This is a genomic window from Asinibacterium sp. OR53 (assembly GCF_000515315.1).
Classification (GTDB): Bacteria; Bacteroidota; Bacteroidia; order Chitinophagales; family Chitinophagaceae; genus Sediminibacterium.
Genome location: NZ_KI911562.1, coordinates 1,455,153 through 1,471,459, shown reverse-complemented (window position 1 = coordinate 1,471,459; position 16,307 = coordinate 1,455,153). Strand labels below are relative to the sequence as shown.

Below are 16,307 nucleotides of genomic sequence, written 5' to 3'. Positions count from 1 at the left end.
TCATGCAAACGCCGCTTTCTGTTCTGCAACATTACTGGCGGTATGATGGTTTCCGTCCGATGCAGGAGGAGATCATACATTCCGTGCTGGATGGCAATCCTACCCTGGCATTGCTGCCTACTGGTGGCGGCAAGTCTATTTGCTTCCAGGTACCGGGCTTGCTCATGGATGGGCTCTGTGTTGTGATCAGTCCGCTCATTGCGTTGATGCGCGACCAGGTAGACAACCTGCTGCAAAGAGATATTCCAGCAGTGGCTATACACAGTGGATTGGATCAGGCAGCTGTCAGGCGGGTTTTGCGGCATGCAGCACATGGCGATTATAAATTTCTTTATTTATCGCCTGAAAGATTGGAATCAACCCTTTTCAAAGAATACTTATCGGCACTTGACATAGGGCTGGTTGTAGTGGATGAAGCCCATTGTATTTCCCAGTGGGGTTATGATTTTAGACCACCTTATTTACGCATCGCAAACTTGTTGGATGAATTACCTGGCGTACCAGTGATCGCACTCACTGCTTCCGCAACGCCGTTGGTACAAGATGATATCATCGACAAATTAAAATTCCGACAGCCAAAAATTTTCAGACAGTCTTTTGAACGGCCCAATTTATCATACAGTTGTTTCCAGTCTGATAGCAAGTTCAATAAACTCATGGACGTGCTGCAAAAAGTACCCGGCAGCAGCATTGTGTATGTGAACAGCCGCAGGCTTACCAAAGAACTTGCATACCTCTTACAATTACAGGGTATCAGCGCCGATCATTACCACGCCGGACTACCGCAGGAAGAAAGAGAAAACAGACAGCAACTTTGGATCGAGGGCCGGTTGAGGGTAATGGTGTGCACCAATGCTTTTGGTATGGGCATCGATAAACCCGATGTACGCTCCGTGATCCATTACACCATACCGGAGTGCCTGGAAAATTATTACCAGGAAGCAGGAAGGGCCGGAAGAGATGGTGTAAAATCTTATGCAGTGCTCTTGTACCAGCAGGAAGATAAGGAACAGCTGGAATCCATGCCAGATAAGCGTTTCCCGCCTATAACAGTGATCAAAGAAATTTACCAGTCGCTGGCAGATTATTTACAGATACCGGTTGGGTTGGGAGAAGGCAATTATTATGATTTTGATTTCTCTACTTTCACGCGCAATTTCAACCTCGATCCATTATTGGTGATGAATACGTTGAAAGTGCTGGAACTGGAGGGACATCTCAGCTTTGAAGAAACCATTTTTCTGCCCACCCAGGTGGCGTTCATTGCTTCCAGGGAATTGCTTGAAGCATTTGAAAATGCGCATCCCGAACTGGATCCGCTTATTAAAGTTTTGTTGCGTACTTATGAAGGCATCATCGACAACCGCGTATCTGTTTTCGAAAAACAGATTGCCCGCTTATGCCGTTTGAGCATCGATGAAGTGCATCGTCAATTATTGCAGTTGAAAGCTTACGGCATTATCGAATACCTGCCGCAAAAAGAAACGCCGCAGATCCATTACCTGCTCAACCGCGCACCCGCGCAATACCTATACATAGACCAAGACACCTACTTGCTCCGCAAACAGCAATACGCCGATCGCGTGAAGCAAATGTTGCAGTACACAGCATTGTCTGAAGCATGCCGAAGCCAGTTCATCGCCCGTTATTTTGGAGATGAGGCTGTTGGCGACTGTGGTATCTGTGACAACTGTCTTGAGCGTAAAAAGAAACCAGTTACGTCCGCAGAATTCAAACAGATAGAGACAGCCATCCGGGAACAGTTACAAAACGGCATAACAACTACTCCTCTTTTATTAAAGTCTTTGCGCCAATGGAACAGGGAAAAAATATGGACTGTTCTCGAATTCCTTCAGGGCGAAAGGGTCATTGTTATAGACGAAGAGGGGCAAATCATGCCTTCTGTGTGATTCAATTTTTGGACTAAACAGTTTGTGATATGGAACTATACTTTAAGATCAAACCGGTCAAGATTCATCACTTTGGTCCACGCTGCCACAAAATCTTTCACAAATTTCTCTCCTGCATCAGCGCTTGCATATACTTCGGCTAAAGCCCTTAATTCTGATTGCGAACCAAAGACCAGGTCGGCACGAGTAGCTGTCCATTTCAATGCACCGGTTTTTCTGTCCTTGCCTTCAAACAATTCCTGGTGTTCATCTTTAGCATTCCAGACAGTGTTCATATCGAGCAGGTTTACAAAGAAATCATTGCTCAATACTTCTTTACGGCTGGTAAATACGCCATGCGCAGAACCATCGGCATTCGTATTCAATACGCGTAAACCACCAACAAGTACAGTCATTTCAGGAGCGGTCAATGTGAGCAGTTGCGCTTTATCAACCAACAACGCTTCTGTTGATACAGAAAACTTTGTTTTCAGGTAATTACGGAAGCCATCTGCCATTGGTTCTAATACTGCAAAAGACTCCACATCTGTTTGCTCCTGCAAAGCATCCATACGCCCCGGTGTGAAAGGAACTTTTATAGTATGACCTGCATCCTTCGCGGCTTTCTCTACACCTGTGCAGCCGGCTAATACAATCATATCCGCGATGGAAATCTTCTTCCCGTCTTTTTGTGCAGCATTGAAATCCTTTTGGATCGTTGTTAATTTGTCCAGCACCTTTGATAATTGCGCAGGATTATTGACAGCCCAGGATAGCTGTGGCGCAAAACGGATACGCGCACCATTGGCACCGCCACGCTTGTCGGAGCCACGAAAGGTTGATGCAGAAGCCCAGGCTGTTGAGACCAGTTGAGAAACAGATAAGCCTGAATGCAAAATGGTACCCTTTATTGCTTCAACATCGCTTTCATCTATCAGTTTATGATTTACGGCTGGAATGGGATCCTGCCAGATCAATTCTTCCTGGGGAACATCAGGACCTAAATACCTTGCACGGGGTCCCATATCCCTGTGTGTTAATTTAAACCAGGCCCTTGCAAACGCATCGGCAAACTGATCGGGGTTTTCCATAAACCGCCTTGCTATTTTCTCGTATACAGGGTCCATCCGCAGCGACAGATCTGTTGTAAGCATTTTTGGCAAATGCTTTTTATTCGCATCAAATGCATCCGGAATTGTTGCCCCCGCACCTTTCGCTACCCATTGATGCGCGCCTGCAGGGCTTTTTTCCAATTCCCATTCATAGCCAAATAAATTCCAGAAGAAATTATTGCTCCATTTTGTTGGTGTAGTGGTCCATATTAATTCCAAACCGCTAGTAATGGCATCTGCACCTTTTCCAGTACTGAATTTGCTTGCCCATCCCAGGCCCTGTTCTTCTATGCTGGCCGCTTCCGGTGCAGCGCCTACAAGCGCTGCGTCGCCTGCACCATGTGTTTTTCCGAATGAATGTCCGCCTGCGATCAATGCAACGGTCTCTTCATCATTCATTGCCATGCGCGCAAATGTTTCCCGGATGTCTTTTGCTGCCGCAACCGGATCAGGGTTGCCATCGGGTCCTTCCGGGTTCACATAGATCAGTCCCATTTGTACGGCAGCCAGTGGGTTTTCCAACTCACGTTCTCCACTGTAACGGCTGTTAGGCCCGCCGCTTAGTTCCAGCCATTTCTTTTCATTTCCCCAATACACATCTTCTTCAGGTTGCCATACGTCTTCACGACCGCCAGCGAAGCCAAAAGTTTTAAATCCCATTGATTCCAGGGCAATATTTCCTGCGAGGATCATCAGATCGGCCCAGGAAATTTTGCTTCCGTATTTTAATTTGACAGGAAGCAGCAGACGGCGTGCTTTATCCAGGTTACCGTTATCGGGCCATGAATTAAGCGGGGCAAAACGTTGCTGACCTGCACCCGCACCACCGCGTCCATCACCGGTTCTGTAAGTGCCCGCGCTATGCCAGGCCATGCGAATGAAGAATGGACCATAATGACCGAAATCAGCGGGCCACCAATCCTGCGAATCGGTCATCAAAGCATGCAGGTCTTTCTTCACTGCTTCCAGGTCGAGGCTTTTGAACGCTTCGGCATAATTGAAATCCTTATCCATGGGATTGGATAATGCAGCGTGCTGGCGAAGGATGTTTAATTTTAACTGGTTGGGCCACCAGTCGCTGTTCTTTGTTCCGCCGCCACCCGTACTTTGTTTTTTTAAAGTGCCATTATGAAACGGGCATTTGCTGATATCGCCTGATATGTTTTCCATACTTTACAATTTTTGTAAGTGAGTGATTGTTCAGCAATACGCTGTATCGCTTATATCAAAACAAATTTATGATTCCTGATACATAAATTCAATCGATTAAATCTATACTATGATAGGTGGAAGCTATTAATATTTTAAAAGCTGTTGGCTATTTCTAAGGAGCTTGATTACTCAACTCATATTCATACAGGCGGGTTCTGACTTTATCGATCCGGGATAGCCCAACTCATTGTATTCATACACCGATTACGATGACCGGTTGGCAGTTCTCTAATTCCTTCAAAGTGAACGGATTACTACTATAGATGAAGAAGGCCTTGCCTTGCATACGTTTAATACTTAATTGATAATTTATTATTGTTTTTCAGTAATTTTTTATTATTTAGTATTAAAATAATTTTTATGGAGAAAATGAAACGGTTCAATATTGCCGCGCTCCTCTCTGTATTGATGCTGGCTTATTGGGGACTTCAATTTTTTCATTTTGCCGACGGAATACCTCGGAATCGATGGGGTGCGCAGCTGGTGGGAGAAAAACCGCTGTCATCCATTGACCGGCAAATCAGTCATATCAATGATTCTCTTCCGCATTATCGGTACCAGCAAATTAAACAGCAACTCCTCCAATCAAAAGAGAAGCAGGAAGCAGTTAACAGCACGTTTCAAACTTTGGATTTGGGGTCATTTGGGCTGAGAAACAAATGGAATTCACCAGGGGATTCTTATTTATCGTTAAAAAATTATTCCCTGGATACTCAAAGTTACGTTTATCATGACAGTGGTAAAACCTATTTGTCTTCACCGGTATGGGATAACTTTGTTATCAATGCAGATGGCACCGTCGATTATACAAAAGGGCATTGGGTTGCAAAGCCGTTGAAAATTGATATCAGTGCCGATGACAAGCCATCAGAGAAAAGTGTCAATCAAGCGAAAATTATTCAGATACCACTCTCTAAACAGCTATCCAATATTCTTCAGGTTTCCTTGTTGATTATCGGTTTTGTAATAGCCGTTTTATTCCTATATGTTTTCATCGCATTGCCCATTGCAGTCATTCAGAATATTGCATTAGGTGAAGTATTTAGCCAAAGGAATATCAAGAGCATTCGGGTGATTGCATTTACCCTGATCATTATATCCGTTATTTGTATCATTGCTCCATTTGTGTTTCATGTAATTTTTTCAGACGTAATCCCAAAAGAATTACACTTCATGTACCGGAATATATTTAAGCAGGAATTGGGATGGCTGGTTGCAGGCCTGGTCATACTGGTAGTGGCCCAGGCATTTAACCAGGGCAAGAAATTACAGGAAGACCAAAACTTAACCATCTGATATGCCCATCGTTGTTAACCTTGATGTAATGCTGGCGCGCCGCAAAATGAGCCTTACTGAATTAAGTGAAGAAGTAGGCATTACTATCGCCAATATGAGCATTCTCAAAAGCGGCAAAGCCAAAGCCATCCGGTTCTCCACACTGGAAGAAATCTGCCGGGTATTGGAATGCCAGCCCGGGGATATTCTGGAGTACATGGATGAGAAAAGCTATAAAAAACTGTTTGATCGTTAGAAGTGCAGATTTTTTCAAAAAACACATAAATGATCTTTGGCCTCAATAAATCAAACCATATTAAAGTATATAAGTAAAATAACCAGAAAACTAAATGCAGCGTTGATAATAATCCTCAGTCCGGATCCAAGTCTGTCCAACGCATTTAATTTCTGGGTAAGAATATAGCCAGCATAATACGCCAAAGTGCTTATAAAAATAGTTACATACACAAAGTCTCTCCTGGAAACGATAATACCGCTCTGACTGGCAATTTTAATGTTAGTGTAAGCTTCCCCTGAATGTTACCCATGTGAGGTTAGAGTTAACGACCAAAAGCTTGTTAACTTTAAACTTTGAAACACATGAAAAAAGGAAGATTTACCGAAGCGCAGATTGTATCTGCAATGAAGAAACAGGAATCAGGAATTGCTGTTAAAGAGATTGCCCGAGAGATGGGTATCAGCGAAGCAACGTTTTACAATTGGAAGGCTAAGTATGGAGGCATGGAAGTGAGTGATGTTGTAAAAATGAAGCAGATGGAAGCTGAGATCAGTGAGTACAAGAAGATCGTGGCGGAGTTAAGCCTGGAGAACCGGGCAATGAAGAACCTGATCGCAAAAAAGTTTTAACGCCTGAAGCGAAACGGGAAACTGTTCATCATCTGATGGAAGAAGAGCAGTTAAGTAACCGTAAGGCGTGCGAACTGGCAGGTATATCCCGCAACACCTACCGGTATCAACCAAAACCTAAGGATGACAGTGAAGTTCAGGATGCACTGACGGTTTTAACAACCAAACATGTTGCCATTGGATTTTGGCAGTGTTGCTATCGTCTTTGGAATAAAGGGCATGAATGGAATCATAAACGGATCTATCGGGTATACACAGATATGAAGCTGAATATCCGTCGCAGAGGCAAGAAACGGCTCCCAGAGCGGATAAAGCAACCCTTAAACGTTCCAACAGCACCTAACCAGGTATGGAGCATTGATTTTATGACCGACACGCTCGTAGATGGCAGAAGGTTCCGATTGTTCAATGTGATGGATGATTTTAACCGTGAATCGCTGGCGATAGAGGTTGACACCTCACTTCCGGCACTCAGGGTGATCAGGGTACTGGAAAGACTGATTGTTCAGCGAGGCAAGCCTGCCAATATCCGTTGCGACAATGGCCCAGAGTTTATCAGCCACAAACTGGAAGAGTGGTGCAATGATGAGCAAAGACAGATTACGATACAATTTATTCAACCGGGGAAACCCACACAAAATGCATACATAGAAAGGAAGAATGGAAGCATCAGAAGAGAAGTATTGAATGCTTACCTGTTTTATCGTTTGTCAGAAGTGAGAGAACAGACCGAAGAGTGGAGGATCGACTATAACACTGAACGACCACACAAATCGTTAGGTTATCTCTCACCGATCAGGTATGCGCAAATGATGGAAGAACGAAAAAACCTTATCTTAGAAAACTCTAACTAAGCGTGGGTAAAAATAAAGGGGAGCCGACATTAGGGAAAGCGGTAATTTTGAAATAGACGATCGCCAAAAAAAGAATAGGCGCTATTGATAGTAACACGCAAATTAAATTCTCAGATTTACTTTTTATGTGTCGCATAAAGTAATTTTATCTGGCTATCCAGGTACTTTATTTTTAAAATTGCCAAGACATTACAGGTACAAAGTATAAAAAATTGTTTGAAGCCTTCCCAGGATAAGCTTTACTGTGAGCAAAATAGTCGCCTAATTTAGTCTAATTAGACGATCATCTTGAGTATGCTATGCCGCTCTGTAAAGTTCAGGCATTATACTAAAGATCTCAATCAACTGTATTGGGAATTTCTATCTATTGTATTGGATATTTTAAGCACTTGTGTCGAACACTTCCATCACTTGTATTGAAGTGTCCAGTATGCCATACATTGCATATTTGCGCCAGTAATGAATCGATTTTGCCATTGGCAGCAGATCAAATTAGGTATAAATACATGATTTTGTCAGTCCGGAAAATGTGCGGTAACAAATTGTGACCGCATCCCAGAATAAACGAAGTGCAAATATTATCCCTTACACAGCACGGACACTTGACCAGAATGCTATTTCACCCGTTTATCAGGCCCGCTGGTCTTTTTAACAAAAGATTGCGGCCGCTAGGATATGAACTCGCCATGAATTATCTTTATTTGGCATAAATAACGTGTTATGGACGACAAAAAAAAATACAAGATACTCCTGTGTGAAGACGATGCGAACCTCGGAATGGTGCTGAAGAATTACCTGGAACTGAACGATTACGATGTAACGCTTGAAAGAGACGGCCGCCTGGGCCTGGCCGCATTCCAGCGCGAGAAATTCGATATCTGTTTATTGGACGTCATGATGCCGAATATGGACGGCTTTACCCTTGCCGAAGAGATCCGTGATGTGGATCCCGATATCCCCCTGTTCTTTCTCAGCGCCAAGACCATGAAAGAAGACATCATACAAGGATATAAACTGGGCGCCGACGATTATATTACCAAGCCATTCGACAGTGAAGTGCTGTTGCTGAAGATCAAAGCCATCCTGAAACGCAACGAAGAAGAAAGCAGGGTGAGTGAAAACATAGAATTCGACCTGGGTAAATACCATTTCAATCCCAAGCTTCGTGAGCTGAAACACGATGGCGCAACCCAAACCCTTTCACCCAAAGAAAATGAACTGCTCAAAATGCTGGCCGAGCATAAGAACGACTTATTGCCCCGCGAAAAAGCATTGAAAAAGATCTGGGGCAGTGATACCTATTTCAATGGCCGCAGCATGGATGTATATATTGCCAAACTGAGGAAATACCTGAAAGAAGACGGCAATATTGAGATCGTGAACATCCATGGAAACGGATTCAGACTTGTGGCCCCATAAGTGATATTGATAGTAAGAAGACAAATGCCGCGGAAGATTTCTGCGGCATTTTGTTTAACTGAATAAGTTGGGATGATGACCTGTATGGGGTTTCCGGCCCAGGTGCTCATAAGCCTTGGCCGTTACTTCACGCCCGCGTGGCGTTCGTTGCAGGAACCCTTCCTGTATGAGGAAAGGCTCATATACTTCTTCAATGGTGCCTGCTTCCTCGCCCACCGCCGTAGCAATAGTAGTAATGCCTACAGGCCCTCCTTTGAATTTATCAATGATAACAGCCAGGATACGGTTGTCCATTTCATCGAGCCCATGCTCATCTACATTCAATGCTTTCAATGCATGTTGCGTAATACCGATATCGATAACACCATCGTTCAATACCTGCGCAAAATCGCGCACCCTCCGCAGGAGTCCGTTCGCGATCCTGGGCGTACCGCGGCTGCGCCTTGCTATCTCACCGGCCGCATCGCTGCTGATGGAAGCCTGCAATATAGAAGCGCTTCTTTCGATGATCTTTCTCAGTATATCGGCCTGGTAATATTCCAGTCTAGATTTGATGCCGAAGCGCGACAACAACGGCGCTGTGAGCAAACCACTGCGGGTAGTGGCGCCCACCAATGTGAATGGGTTCAGGTTGATCTGCACACTTCTCGCATTGGGACCTGAATCGATCATAATATCGATACGAAAATCTTCCATCGCCGCATAGAGGTATTCTTCCACTACCGTACTCAGCCGGTGTATCTCGTCAATGAACAATACATCGTTGGGTTGCAGGTTAGTGAGCAGACCAGCTAAGTCACCAGGCTTTTCAATGACCGGACCGGAAGTTTCTTTGATGTTCACTCCCAGTTCATTGGCTACAATGCGGCTGAGGGTGGTCTTGCCCAATCCGGGAGGGCCGTGGAATAAAATATGATCCAACGCTTCGCCCCTGAGCTTGGCCGCTTTGATGAAAATGACCAGGTTCTCGATCAATTGGGGCTGCCCCGAAAAATCATCGATCTCCCGCGGCCGGATGCTGTTCTCAAATTCTTTATCGGCCGAGGTCAAACCAGATGATTCACTGTTCAGGATGTTGTTGGACATACCCCAAAACTACAAAATACCGGCTATCTGGAAGAAAACTAAAATTTATTTGTACATACAAATAAAAGGTCTATCTTTGTCCTGTCAATGAAAACTTCGGACAGTCAATATGCAGAATGCCTCTACTTTACTTCCAGTGCCCTCGCACGAAAAGTAGAGAAAATGGCCAACGAATGCTGGAAGCAGGTAGACCTTTCTCCCAGCCATGCGTATTTGCTCATGGCTGTACTGGAAGAGCCCGGTATGCAGCCCGGTAACCTGGCAGAACAGTTGCAACTCACGCCCAGCACCATCACACGCCTGATTGAAAAGCTCGAAGAAAAAAAACTGGTCATACGCACTACGGAGGGAAAACTCACCAATGTGTACCCTACTCCCAAAGCAAAAGACCTGCAACCGGAACTGAGGAATTGTGTGCATGAATTTCATACGAAGTATACCAGCATCATTGGCAAAGAAGAGAGCATCCGGTTTGTGAAAACACTGACTAAAATTGCTGATAAACTGACCGATTGATTTTTTTTAAGTCATTATTTGTATATACAATAATAAATATTTACACATTAAAAATTGAACCATGAAGTATGTGATCACCGGCGGAGCCGGAAATATTTCGAAACCACTGGCATTGTCTTTGTTAAAATCAGGACATACCGTAACTGCCATCGGGCGTAACGAAGCCAACCTGAAAGTATTAACAGATGCCGGCGCCACAGCAGCCATAGGCTCCATAGAAGACACCCATTTTCTTACCCGGACTTTTACAGGCGCAAATGCCGTTTACCTGATGATTCCTCCCATTTATGAGGTGACTCAATGGAAAGCCTATATCGGTAAAATAGGAGAACATTATGCAACAGCCATCAAAACCGCGGGCATAAAGAAAGCAGTACTCCTCAGCAGCGTAGGTGCCCATCTCGCAGATGGCGTAGGTCCCGTGAGTGGTTTACACCTTGCAGAAAAAGCATTGAGTGTTTTGAAAGATGTGGACCTTACCATCTTACGCCCTGCTTATTTTTATCCCAACCTCTTTGCCAATATCGGCATGATCAAAGGCATGGGTATCATTGGCGCTAATTTCAGCGCAGGTGAAGGTAAATTTCCGATAGTAGATCCAACTGATATTGCAGCAGTAGCTGCGGAAGCATTAACAACACCTTACACAGCCGAACAGACCATTCGTTATATCGCCAGCGATGAAGTATCAACCGATCAGATCGCAGCCACACTGGGTAAAGCCATCGGTAAATCCGACCTCGCTTGGGTAACTTTCACTGATGAACAAGCGTTCAATGGCATGGTACAAGCCGGTTTGCCTGAAGAGATCGCCCGCAATTATGCAGAGATGAATCATGCATTGCATACAGGTGCTATGACAGAAGAGTATTTCAAAAACAGACCGGCTCTAGGCAAAACCAAGCTGTCTGATTTTGCTCAAACATTTGCTCAAGCTTATAATTCCTGATAAACTTTGCCCCGGGCTTAAGCCCGGGGCAAAGAAAAAAAGAGTTTATTTCAATAATCCTTGAGGGATGGGTTTCTCTAATAAATATTTATAAATGAACCTGGTCTTGAGGTTGCTGAAATGAATATTCTTAGCCGGCAGATTGCCCCATCCATGCCTCCCGCCAGGATACAACATGAATTCAAAATTTTTGCCTTTGTCTTCCAATGCACTCACCAACTGCAGGCTGTTTTGCATGTGCACATTGTCATCGCTGGTGCCGTGAACAATTTGCAGCATCCCTTTATACTGGCCTGCATAAGATAATACACTGCTGGTTTGATAACCTTTGGGGTTGTTCTGCGGAGTGCCCATGTATCTTTCTGTATAATGACTGTCATACAAATGCCAGTCAACCACACTGCCACCGGCCATGCCATGGGTAAAAACATCTGCACCATAAGTAAGCGCATAGCAACTCATATAACCACCATAGCTGAACCCGGTGATGCATATTTTAGAAGGATCGGCTTGTCCGTTCGCAATGAACCATTTTACCATCGTCTTATAATCGGCCATCTCCCAGTAACCCAGGTTGTGGTACATATAGTTCACCCCTTCTTTTCCAAATTGTCCGCTTGCCCTGTGATCAAATGAAACCTGTATCAACCCTTCACTGGCATACCATTGGCGATTGGCGCTCCAGGTCCAGCTATCCCATACAGTACCCGCATTTGGACCACCATAGATACTAATGAGCATAGGATATTTTTTATTAGGATCCATATTTTCAGGCCAGGTTACATACGCAGGCAAATCGTATTTACCGTCTTCACTTTTGATGCGTATGATCTCTGTTTTAGCAACTTTGTAACTATCCATTTCAGTTCCGCGCATATCACCCAGTTCCCTGACAATCTTTCCATTATGGTCTGCCAGTGTCATCCTGGTTGGTGTAGTGGCATTGCTATAAGTAGTAATAAAATAATTACCTGCGGGAGATAAGCTGATGGATGCATGGTTGTAATCGCCGAAAGTCAGTCGCTTCAACTCCGATCCATTGAATTTGATGCTATAAAAATCTATCCGTGCAGTGTTTTCACGTCCACGTGCAGTGAAATAAATCACCTGGTTGTGCGGGTCAATGTATCGGATGCCTAGCACTGTGAATTTACCACTGGTGATCGGGTATTTCAGCGTTCCATCCATAGCATACATATAAAGCTGGTTCCAACCGCTCTTATCGCTTTGTGCGATATACCCTTTTCCATCCGGTAGGAAATTGATGCGGCCACCTACCCTGTCTTCCAAATCTATCCAGGTAGATTGCATTTCGTTGTACACTTCATTTTTTTGCCCGTTGGCCATATTCACTTCATAGATCTTCAGATTGGTTTGGTCGCGGTTCATCCAGGGAAGCCATAATTGATTAGTGCCCGGACACCATATAGGCCAGCCGAAATACTGGTCATCTTTTGCATTGAAATCGGCCCATACGGCGGTACCTCCTTCAGGAGAAACGATCCCTAATTTTACTTCCGGGTTTTTATCTCCTGCTTTGGGATAACGCGTTTCTTCCAGGTATCCGTGTTGTCCTTCACTCACATAGATGGGGAACATGGGCACCATGCTTTCATCGAAGCGCATATACGCCAGTTTGCGGCTGTCGGGGCTCCACCAGAATGCACGGTAACGCGTAGGCCTGCCGAATATTTCTTCGTAATATACCCAGCTCGCGTAACCATTCAGCGTGGTGCTGTTACCATCGGTAGTAAGCTGTGTTTCTTTGTTGGTAAGCAGGTTATAGGTGTACAGATTATTGCTTCGTGTATAGGCAACATAGTTGCTGTCGGGTGAAAAGGTTGGGTTCTTTTCTTCTGTGGCATCATGTGTGAGTTGTTGATCCACACCATTCCGACGATACACAACATCATTGTTCTTTATAAAAACAAACTTTCCAAAAGAAGAAGATTCAGGCGTTATTGCGGGTACATCTGCCGTTGAAGTGTAACTGCCCTTGACAACATCCAGCAAGTAATTTCTTGCAATTGTATCAGCAGCCATACGTTGTTTCAGTATCACATGCGTATCGTCTGTCCATTTTACCACAACAGGCAGTTCATTCAAAAAATTCCTGGGCGCTTTACCTGCTATCAGGTCGTTACGGTCAAACGCTTTGGGCTGTTTCTGGCTGTGTGCCGCAGTTGTAAAAGCCAGTGCACACAACAACAATCCGGGAGTTCTCATCTTGGTTGATTTTGTTTAAATGACTACGTTGATCATCTTCCCTTTAACGAAGATCAATTTCTTGAGCGGTTTATCTTCTATCCATTTCTGTACCATCTCATTACCCAATACGATCTCTTTCACCTGCTCTTCGGTTGCATCGAGTGAAATGGAAATATTGGTACGCACACGGCCATTGATGCTGACAGGATATTCCTTTTCAGATTCTGCGGTGAAGGAAGCGTTGTACTTTGGATATGCCGCATCGAGTACAGAACTGGTATTACCTAACTGGTGCCAAAGCTCTTCTGCAATATGTGGCGCATATGGTGTTAACATAATGAGTAAGGATTCCAGCACTTCCCTTTTGTGACATTTAAGATCGCTCAGTTCATTCACACAGATCATAAACGTACTCACGGCTGTATTGAAACTGAACCGCTCTGTATCGTCTTCGATTTTTTTGATGGTGCGATGCAATACTTTCAATTCAGCGGCCGTTGCTTTTTCTTCATTCCACTGTTTGCCTTTCTGTTCATCGAAGAAAAGACGCCAGAGTTTTTTGATGAAGCGATGTACGCCTTCTATTCCTTTGGTATCCCAGGGTTTGCTTTGTTCTACTGGCCCGAGGAACATTTCATACATGCGGAAAGTATCGGCGCCGAATTTCTCTACGAGTGTATTGGGGTTCACCGTGTTGAATTTCGATTTGCTCATCTTCTCCACTTCTACTCCACAGATGTATTTTCCATCTTCCAGAATGAACTCCGCATCTGCAAAATCTGGCTTCCACTGCTTGAAAGCTTTTGTATCCAGTTCAACACCGTCTACAATATTCACATCTACATGCAGTTTGTCTACTTCATACCGATCAATCAATCCGGCGGAAACATATTGATGTGTTCCGCGGATGCGATACACAAACCGGCTGGAGCCCTGTATCATTCCCTGGTTCAACAATTTCCTGAATGGCTCGTCGAAACCAATATGTCCAAGGTCACACAACACTTTTGTCCATAAGCGACTATACAATAAATGCCCCACTGCATGTTCTGTTCCACCGATATAAAGATCTACCTGGTTCCAATAATCGCTGGCTTTGCGATCACAAAACGCATTTTGGTTGTGTGGGTCCATATAACGCAGGAAATACCAAGAAGACCCTGCATAGCCGGGCATGGTATTGGTCTCCAACTCGCGCGCTACCCATTCGGGTATATTCGCAAGCGGACCTTCGCCTTCAGGTCCCGGGCTGTAATGGTCTACTGCAGGCAGTTCCAGCGGAAGTTCCGTTTCACTTAATGCAACTGCTACACCATTTTTCCATTGTATAGGGAAGGGCTCACCCCAATAGCGTTGCCTGCTGAAAGCGGCATCGCGCATTTTATAATTCACTTTGCGTTTACCAATACCCATGTCTTCCAGCTTGTCTATCACTACATCCATGGCATCGCGCATCACCATGCCGTTGAGGAAGCCACTGTTCTCTAGTTTCGCATCTTTGGTAGCATTGGCTTCTTCACCATTGTACGCATCGCCAATGATATTGGTAATGGGTATGTTGAAGTGTTTCGCAAATTTATAATCCCGTTCATCGCCGCAGGGAACAGCCATGATGGCGCCCGTACCATATCCGGCCAGCACGTATTCCGATATCCATACCGGTATCTTCCGGCCGTCGAAAGGATTCAGGGCATACGCACCGGTAAAAGCGCCTGTTATTTTTTTCTCCGCCTGGCGCTCGCGCTCGCTCCTGCTCTTTACATAAGCAATATAGGCTTCTACTGTTTCTTTTTGTTCCTCACTGGTGATCCGTTCGATCAATTCATGCTCGGGAGCCACTACCATAAAATCGACACCAAAAATGGTATCGGGTCTTGTGGTGTACACATGCAGGTGCAACCCATTACGACCATCAGTGGCCTCCACCTGGAAGCTGATCTCCGCACCGGATGATTTACCGATCCAGTTCGTTTGCATTTCTTTCATGGCCTCGCTGAAATCAATGGTCTGCAAACCATCTAGCAACCGGTCGGCATATTCAGTAATGCGCAGGTACCATTGTCTCAATTTCTTTTTTACCACCGGGTGTCCGCCTCTTTCACTCACCCCATTGATCACTTCATCATTTGCCAACACGGTTCCCAATACTTCGCACCAGTTCACTTCACCATAACCGCAAAAAGCAAGGCGGTAATTCATGAGGATATCCTGTTGTTGCTTGTGGGTATAGTTATTCCATTCCGTAGCAGAAAAACGAATGGCATAATCACCGGGACATACATGTTTGATATTCCCTTCTTTCTCAAACAAAGCCACCAGTTGTGCTATGGGTTCTGCCTTTTGTGTAAGGCGGTTATAATAACTGTTGAACAACTGGAGAAATATCCATTGGGTCCATTTATAGTACGATGGATCGGAAGTACGCACCTCCCTGTCCCAATCGAAACAGAACCCGATATTGTCCAGTTGTTCCCTGAATGCACTGATATTCTCCGCAGTGCTCACTGCCGGATGTACACCATGTTCAATCGCATATTGTTCGGCAGGCAGGCCGAACGCGTCATATCCCATCGGGTGCAACACATTGAATCCTTTCAACCGCTTGAACCTGCTGTAAATATCTGAAGCGATATACCCCAGGGGGTGCCCTACGTGCAAACCTGAACCACTCGGATAAGGGAACATATCCAGCACATAAAACTTGGGCTTGCTGCTCTCGTTACTCACCCGGTAAGCATGATCCCGCTTCCATTGTGCCTGCCATTTTTTCTCTATCGCACTAAAATTGTATTCCATATTACTGTCCTGTATTCAATAAACTTTTTGACTTTTGAATTTAGCATGTAGGCTTCCGCCTCAATCCTAACAAATCTTTAACCTAATAAACGCCCGGATCAATTATTTTCAACTACCAAATGAT

At 44.7% G+C, this 16,307-nt stretch carries 11 protein-coding genes; 7 read left to right on the top strand and 4 right to left on the bottom strand.

Annotation, left to right across the window (positions count from 1 at the left end):
- Positions 1-2 precede the first annotated feature (2 nt).
- Entirely contained in the window at positions 3-1,910 is a 1,908-nt protein-coding gene (locus SEDOR53_RS0106665) for an ATP-dependent DNA helicase RecQ (RefSeq protein ID WP_026769027.1), read from the top strand.
- Positions 1,911-1,945: 35 nt separating this feature from the next.
- Here SEDOR53_RS0106665 and katG read toward each other — a convergent pair whose 3' ends face one another.
- A complete protein-coding gene (gene katG / locus SEDOR53_RS0106660) occupies positions 1,946-4,171 on the bottom strand; it encodes a catalase/peroxidase HPI (RefSeq protein ID WP_026769026.1) in 2,226 nt (741 codons plus the stop codon).
- Between the two features lie 450 nt (positions 4,172-4,621).
- Between katG and SEDOR53_RS0106655 the strand changes: the two genes are divergently transcribed.
- The 4 genes from SEDOR53_RS0106655 to SEDOR53_RS0106635 all read left to right on the top strand — a co-directional run bounded on the left by SEDOR53_RS0106655 (position 4,622) and on the right by SEDOR53_RS0106635 (position 8,628).
- On the top strand, positions 4,622-5,509 hold the full coding sequence (locus tag SEDOR53_RS0106655; protein WP_198018827.1) for a DUF2975 domain-containing protein: 888 nt from the start codon (positions 4,622-4,624) through the stop codon (positions 5,507-5,509).
- Between the two features lies 1 nt (position 5,510).
- Positions 5,511-5,744: a helix-turn-helix transcriptional regulator gene (locus SEDOR53_RS0106650; RefSeq protein ID WP_026769024.1), complete on the top strand. Its 234-nt coding sequence runs from the start codon at positions 5,511-5,513 to the stop codon at positions 5,742-5,744.
- A gap of 344 nt (positions 5,745-6,088) precedes the next feature.
- Positions 6,089-7,209 (top strand): IS3 family transposase gene (locus SEDOR53_RS0106640; RefSeq protein ID WP_369751278.1). Its coding sequence is split into 2 segments (ribosomal slippage): positions 6,089-6,350 and positions 6,350-7,209, totalling 1,122 coding nucleotides; the frame shifts between segments, so codons are not numbered across the junction.
- Positions 7,210-7,929: 720 nt separating this feature from the next.
- Positions 7,930-8,628 (top strand): response regulator transcription factor, encoded by a 699-nt coding sequence (locus SEDOR53_RS0106635; protein ID WP_026769023.1) that lies wholly within the window; start codon positions 7,930-7,932, stop codon positions 8,626-8,628.
- A gap of 54 nt (positions 8,629-8,682) precedes the next feature.
- Here the strand turns inward: SEDOR53_RS0106635 and ruvB are convergent, their stop codons facing one another.
- Positions 8,683-9,714, bottom strand: a complete 1,032-nt coding sequence (gene ruvB, locus SEDOR53_RS0106630) for a Holliday junction branch migration DNA helicase RuvB (RefSeq protein WP_051416526.1) — start codon at positions 9,712-9,714, stop codon at positions 8,683-8,685.
- Between the two features lie 87 nt (positions 9,715-9,801).
- Here ruvB and SEDOR53_RS0106625 point away from each other — a divergent pair, with 87 nt between their 5' ends.
- Entirely contained in the window at positions 9,802-10,230 is a 429-nt protein-coding gene (locus tag SEDOR53_RS0106625; RefSeq protein WP_026769021.1) for a MarR family winged helix-turn-helix transcriptional regulator, read from the top strand.
- A 61-nt stretch (positions 10,231-10,291) separates the two neighbouring features.
- Complete coding sequence (locus SEDOR53_RS0106620) at positions 10,292-11,179, top strand: NmrA family NAD(P)-binding protein (protein WP_026769020.1); 888 nt, start codon at positions 10,292-10,294, stop codon at positions 11,177-11,179.
- A 45-nt stretch (positions 11,180-11,224) separates the two neighbouring features.
- Here the strand turns inward: SEDOR53_RS0106620 and SEDOR53_RS0106615 are convergent, their stop codons facing one another.
- Together SEDOR53_RS0106615 and leuS are read right to left on the bottom strand one after the other, a co-directional pair.
- Positions 11,225-13,405: a DPP IV N-terminal domain-containing protein gene (locus tag SEDOR53_RS0106615; RefSeq protein ID WP_026769019.1), complete on the bottom strand. Its 2,181-nt coding sequence runs from the start codon at positions 13,403-13,405 to the stop codon at positions 11,225-11,227.
- A 15-nt stretch (positions 13,406-13,420) separates the two neighbouring features.
- The gene (gene leuS, locus SEDOR53_RS0106610; RefSeq protein WP_026769018.1) at positions 13,421-16,183 is read right to left on the bottom strand and encodes a leucine--tRNA ligase; all 2,763 of its coding nucleotides are present in this window, start codon (positions 16,181-16,183) and stop codon (positions 13,421-13,423) included.
- Positions 16,184-16,307 lie beyond the last annotated feature (124 nt).

Excerpts from the sequence above, each read along its gene's own strand:
- SEDOR53_RS0106665 (WP_026769027.1), top strand. The coding sequence starts at position 3 with ATGCAAACGCCGCTTTCTGTTCTGCAACATTACTGGCGGTATGATGGT.
- katG (WP_026769026.1), bottom strand. The coding sequence starts at position 4,171 with ATGGAAAACATATCAGGCGATATCAGCAAATGCCCGTTTCATAATGGC.
- SEDOR53_RS0106655 (WP_198018827.1), top strand. The coding sequence starts at position 4,622 with ATGCTGGCTTATTGGGGACTTCAATTTTTTCATTTTGCCGACGGAATA.
- SEDOR53_RS0106650 (WP_026769024.1), top strand. The coding sequence starts at position 5,511 with ATGCCCATCGTTGTTAACCTTGATGTAATGCTGGCGCGCCGCAAAATG.
- SEDOR53_RS0106635 (WP_026769023.1), top strand. The coding sequence starts at position 7,930 with ATGGACGACAAAAAAAAATACAAGATACTCCTGTGTGAAGACGATGCG.
- ruvB (WP_051416526.1), bottom strand. The coding sequence starts at position 9,714 with ATGTCCAACAACATCCTGAACAGTGAATCATCTGGTTTGACCTCGGCC.
- SEDOR53_RS0106625 (WP_026769021.1), top strand. The coding sequence starts at position 9,802 with ATGAAAACTTCGGACAGTCAATATGCAGAATGCCTCTACTTTACTTCC.
- SEDOR53_RS0106620 (WP_026769020.1), top strand. The coding sequence starts at position 10,292 with ATGAAGTATGTGATCACCGGCGGAGCCGGAAATATTTCGAAACCACTG.
- SEDOR53_RS0106615 (WP_026769019.1), bottom strand. The coding sequence starts at position 13,405 with ATGAGAACTCCCGGATTGTTGTTGTGTGCACTGGCTTTTACAACTGCG.
- leuS (WP_026769018.1), bottom strand. The coding sequence starts at position 16,183 with ATGGAATACAATTTTAGTGCGATAGAGAAAAAATGGCAGGCACAATGG.